Origin of the sequence: Vibrio sp. ER1A, assembly GCF_000733315.1 — a bacterium.
GTDB classification, from domain to species: Bacteria; Pseudomonadota; Gammaproteobacteria; order Enterobacterales; family Vibrionaceae; genus Vibrio; species Vibrio mediterranei.
In genome coordinates this window covers 1-2,458 of sequence record NZ_JPJA01000080.1, presented here as the reverse complement: position 1 = coordinate 2,458, position 2,458 = coordinate 1, and the positions used below count along the sequence as shown (strand labels likewise).

The following is a 2,458-nucleotide window of genomic DNA, read 5'->3' as shown; positions in this document are numbered from 1 at the left end:
TCCCTAATCATTATAATTTTATTTATATAATAAATTAGGGATTTGTATTATAAACTTAGCATTTTTAAACTTCTTAGCCGTAGTAATGTGTCTTGGACGATTTCGCCATTACTATCAGTTAACATGATTCCAGCTGGTAGAAATTGAATACGAATTGTAGTGCCATTGACGCAAACATACTTATCCATATGCTCGCTAGGGTCGATAATGAAGTTTATCTTTGAAATTGCCTTTGCAATCTTTTTCTTCATTCGTTTCTCTTTTAATGCAGCAATTTTATTAACTACTGCAAAATAAATCTTATTGCATGTCTCGTTGAACATTTTTAATCCACTCGTGTAAGTATGTTAAATCTGGGTTTGGGTTGTTGTTTAAACACCATTGATAAATCTTCTGTGGCTCAGCCATCATCCGTTTAAAGACACCAGTCTTGGTTGAGTGACAGGAACGGCAAAGGCACATTAAGTTATTTTCATTAAGGGCATTTTCTTCTGATACTGAAATCTCTAGTATGTGGTCAACAAGATAACTTATGTCTTTATGACATTTTTGGCATACTGGATTTTGCTGACGCAAACGCTGTGATAATTTCTTCCATGCTGTTGTGTTATAAAATGCATGGCGAATAACAAGTTCTTTCTTATTATTAGATTTATATTCGTGTTTCTCGCAACGTCTTTGTCGATATGGAATAACGGCCTTACAGCCTGAATAAGTGCATTGTCTTTTCATTGTATATACTGTGTTAAAAAAAGAATATCCAGATTCAATTTGTGCACAAAGAACCAGTGTGGAATTATCTTTAATGTTTAATTGTGATATATTTTAGCCCCGCCTTATAACGAGTGCACACCAGACAACACCTGATACTCGATATGATTAACCCAATAAGTTACTATTAAGGAGGAGGTGAGTATCAGGTGTGTATCAGACGTTATCGTGTCTCAGATGTATCAGATTTATGTTGTGCTACAGCTTGGCGCATACGTTCGTATTTTGATACGTAATCTACGTCTAATACGAATACCTTATTGCCTTCATCATCTTGTTTGGTAGTAGTGTCTGTGCTACTAAAGCAACCGTAGTTATCTTCCATGTTATATCCTTAGTACAGCATTAGTACTTCATGTTTAGTGTCTAGTGGTACATTCATTTCTATTTTATATTCTTCGATATACTGCTTATCGTACGATAGCCATACAATGTAATCGTTATAGTATGGCAGGTCGTGTAATACCATATCGAATAGTTTAGTAATCAGGTACTCTAACGATACATCGTCAGCATAATTACTCATATACATATCTCTTACGCTTTTAATATCGTTAGAGTTCTTTACACCGTATTCTTGTATCAGTAGTTTAATGTTATTCAGACGTAATTCGTCATATACGTTATCTAGAGACGTAAATCCTTTAAACTCGTAGTTTGGTGTAGATTTGATATACGTTTCAATCATTGATTGGCTTAAGATTAGTTTCATAGTGACATTCCTTTGTTTAATTCCCATTCTTTTACTAACGCGAATGTTTCATTTATTTCGCGGGTCATCTGTCCATTTTCATTTCTGTAGTAACCAAGTTCTTTTGGTGTAGGGTTCAATACACGGAGGTCATACATAAGTTCAGAGTTTGCTTCTCGCAGTGTTTCAATTTTATCTTCTAGAGATTGTATACGCATTTCGTATACGTTCTTTTCAAAGAATACTTCGGCAACAAGTAATACACCAAGAACGATTGCTATGATTGTTTGTACTGTCTTGTCTTTTACGACACCAAGAACGTTGATTAACGCTGTGATTTTACTCATTTCGATTACCTTCTTTAATTATCTTAAATTATTTATATAACTGCTGCATAAATAAGTTTATTTAGAGGTTTATGTCATGAGTGAGTGGATTTTACCTGAAGGGTTTAGCAAGCCTGAGTATGGAATGTTTGGGTTTATTTACGTTATAAAGAACTTAGACACTGGTGTGAAGTATATCGGGAAGAAGAACTTTAACAGCAAGAGTAAGGGTGTTTGGAAGGAGAGTAATTGGCGCAAGTACCAGAGTTCTTCTGCTGAAGTGAAGAAATGGAAGAATGTTGAAAAGAAAATGATTCTAATCTGCCATTCTGCTTTTGAATTGAGTTATCGAGAGATTGAGATAATGATTAAAAGTAATGCGTTACTACGTGATGATTATTGTAATTATCTTGTTGGACGTGAGCCGATCGGGCGTTGTCCGAATTATATGAAAGTTAAAGGGTCGTAAGACCCTTTTTATCTCAAGACTGAAACAGACGAACTGTTTAGGTTAAGCAATGTCCAGTTGTAAACTTAGATTTACACTACAGCATTCCGTTAAAAGTTCTTAAACCCATACGGTAGTGCTGAATAGTGGTGTGGTTCGTCTTCGATATCGTCCCATAAATGAGTGTAATCGTAGTTATCGTGTTGTAACTATTCACCCGCG

General features: G+C 35.1%; 6 protein-coding genes. 1 reads left to right on the top strand and 5 read right to left on the bottom strand.

Annotation, left to right across the window (positions count from 1 at the left end; all coding sequences use genetic code 11):
* Nucleotides 1-47 precede the first annotated feature (47 nt).
* The 5 genes from HW45_RS04870 to HW45_RS04855 form a co-directional block, all read right to left on the bottom strand.
* Nucleotides 48-251 carry a hypothetical protein gene (locus HW45_RS04870; RefSeq protein WP_152559630.1) on the bottom strand — a complete coding sequence of 68 codons (204 nt, stop codon included), beginning with the start codon at nucleotides 249-251 and terminating at the stop codon, nucleotides 48-50.
* Between the two features lie 49 nt (nucleotides 252-300).
* Nucleotides 301-732 (bottom strand): HNH endonuclease, encoded by a 432-nt coding sequence (locus HW45_RS28745; RefSeq protein ID WP_038225335.1) that lies wholly within the window; start codon nucleotides 730-732, stop codon nucleotides 301-303.
* Between the two features lie 202 nt (nucleotides 733-934).
* Nucleotides 935-1,096: a hypothetical protein gene (locus tag HW45_RS29520; RefSeq protein WP_160171204.1), complete on the bottom strand. Its 162-nt coding sequence runs from the start codon at nucleotides 1,094-1,096 to the stop codon at nucleotides 935-937.
* Nucleotides 1,097-1,105: 9 nt separating this feature from the next.
* Entirely contained in the window at nucleotides 1,106-1,483 is a 378-nt protein-coding gene (locus HW45_RS04860) for a hypothetical protein (protein ID WP_038225334.1), read from the bottom strand.
* The gene (locus HW45_RS04855; protein ID WP_038225332.1) at nucleotides 1,480-1,809 is read right to left on the bottom strand and encodes a hypothetical protein; all 330 of its coding nucleotides are present in this window, start codon (nucleotides 1,807-1,809) and stop codon (nucleotides 1,480-1,482) included. Before HW45_RS04855 ends, HW45_RS04860 begins: the two co-directional genes overlap by 4 nt.
* Before the next feature lie 76 nt (nucleotides 1,810-1,885).
* On the opposite strand from HW45_RS04855, the gene HW45_RS28315 reads away from it, so the two are divergent.
* Complete coding sequence (locus HW45_RS28315) at nucleotides 1,886-2,257, top strand: hypothetical protein (RefSeq protein WP_051867803.1); 372 nt, start codon at nucleotides 1,886-1,888, stop codon at nucleotides 2,255-2,257.
* The last annotated feature ends 201 nt before the right edge of the window (nucleotides 2,258-2,458 follow it).

Excerpts from the sequence above, each read along its gene's own strand:
- HW45_RS04870 (WP_152559630.1), bottom strand. The coding sequence starts at position 251 with ATGAAGAAAAAGATTGCAAAGGCAATTTCAAAGATAAACTTCATTATC.
- HW45_RS28745 (WP_038225335.1), bottom strand. The coding sequence starts at position 732 with ATGAAAAGACAATGCACTTATTCAGGCTGTAAGGCCGTTATTCCATAT.
- HW45_RS29520 (WP_160171204.1), bottom strand. The coding sequence starts at position 1,096 with ATGGAAGATAACTACGGTTGCTTTAGTAGCACAGACACTACTACCAAA.
- HW45_RS04860 (WP_038225334.1), bottom strand. The coding sequence starts at position 1,483 with ATGAAACTAATCTTAAGCCAATCAATGATTGAAACGTATATCAAATCT.
- HW45_RS04855 (WP_038225332.1), bottom strand. The coding sequence starts at position 1,809 with ATGAGTAAAATCACAGCGTTAATCAACGTTCTTGGTGTCGTAAAAGAC.
- HW45_RS28315 (WP_051867803.1), top strand. The coding sequence starts at position 1,886 with ATGAGTGAGTGGATTTTACCTGAAGGGTTTAGCAAGCCTGAGTATGGA.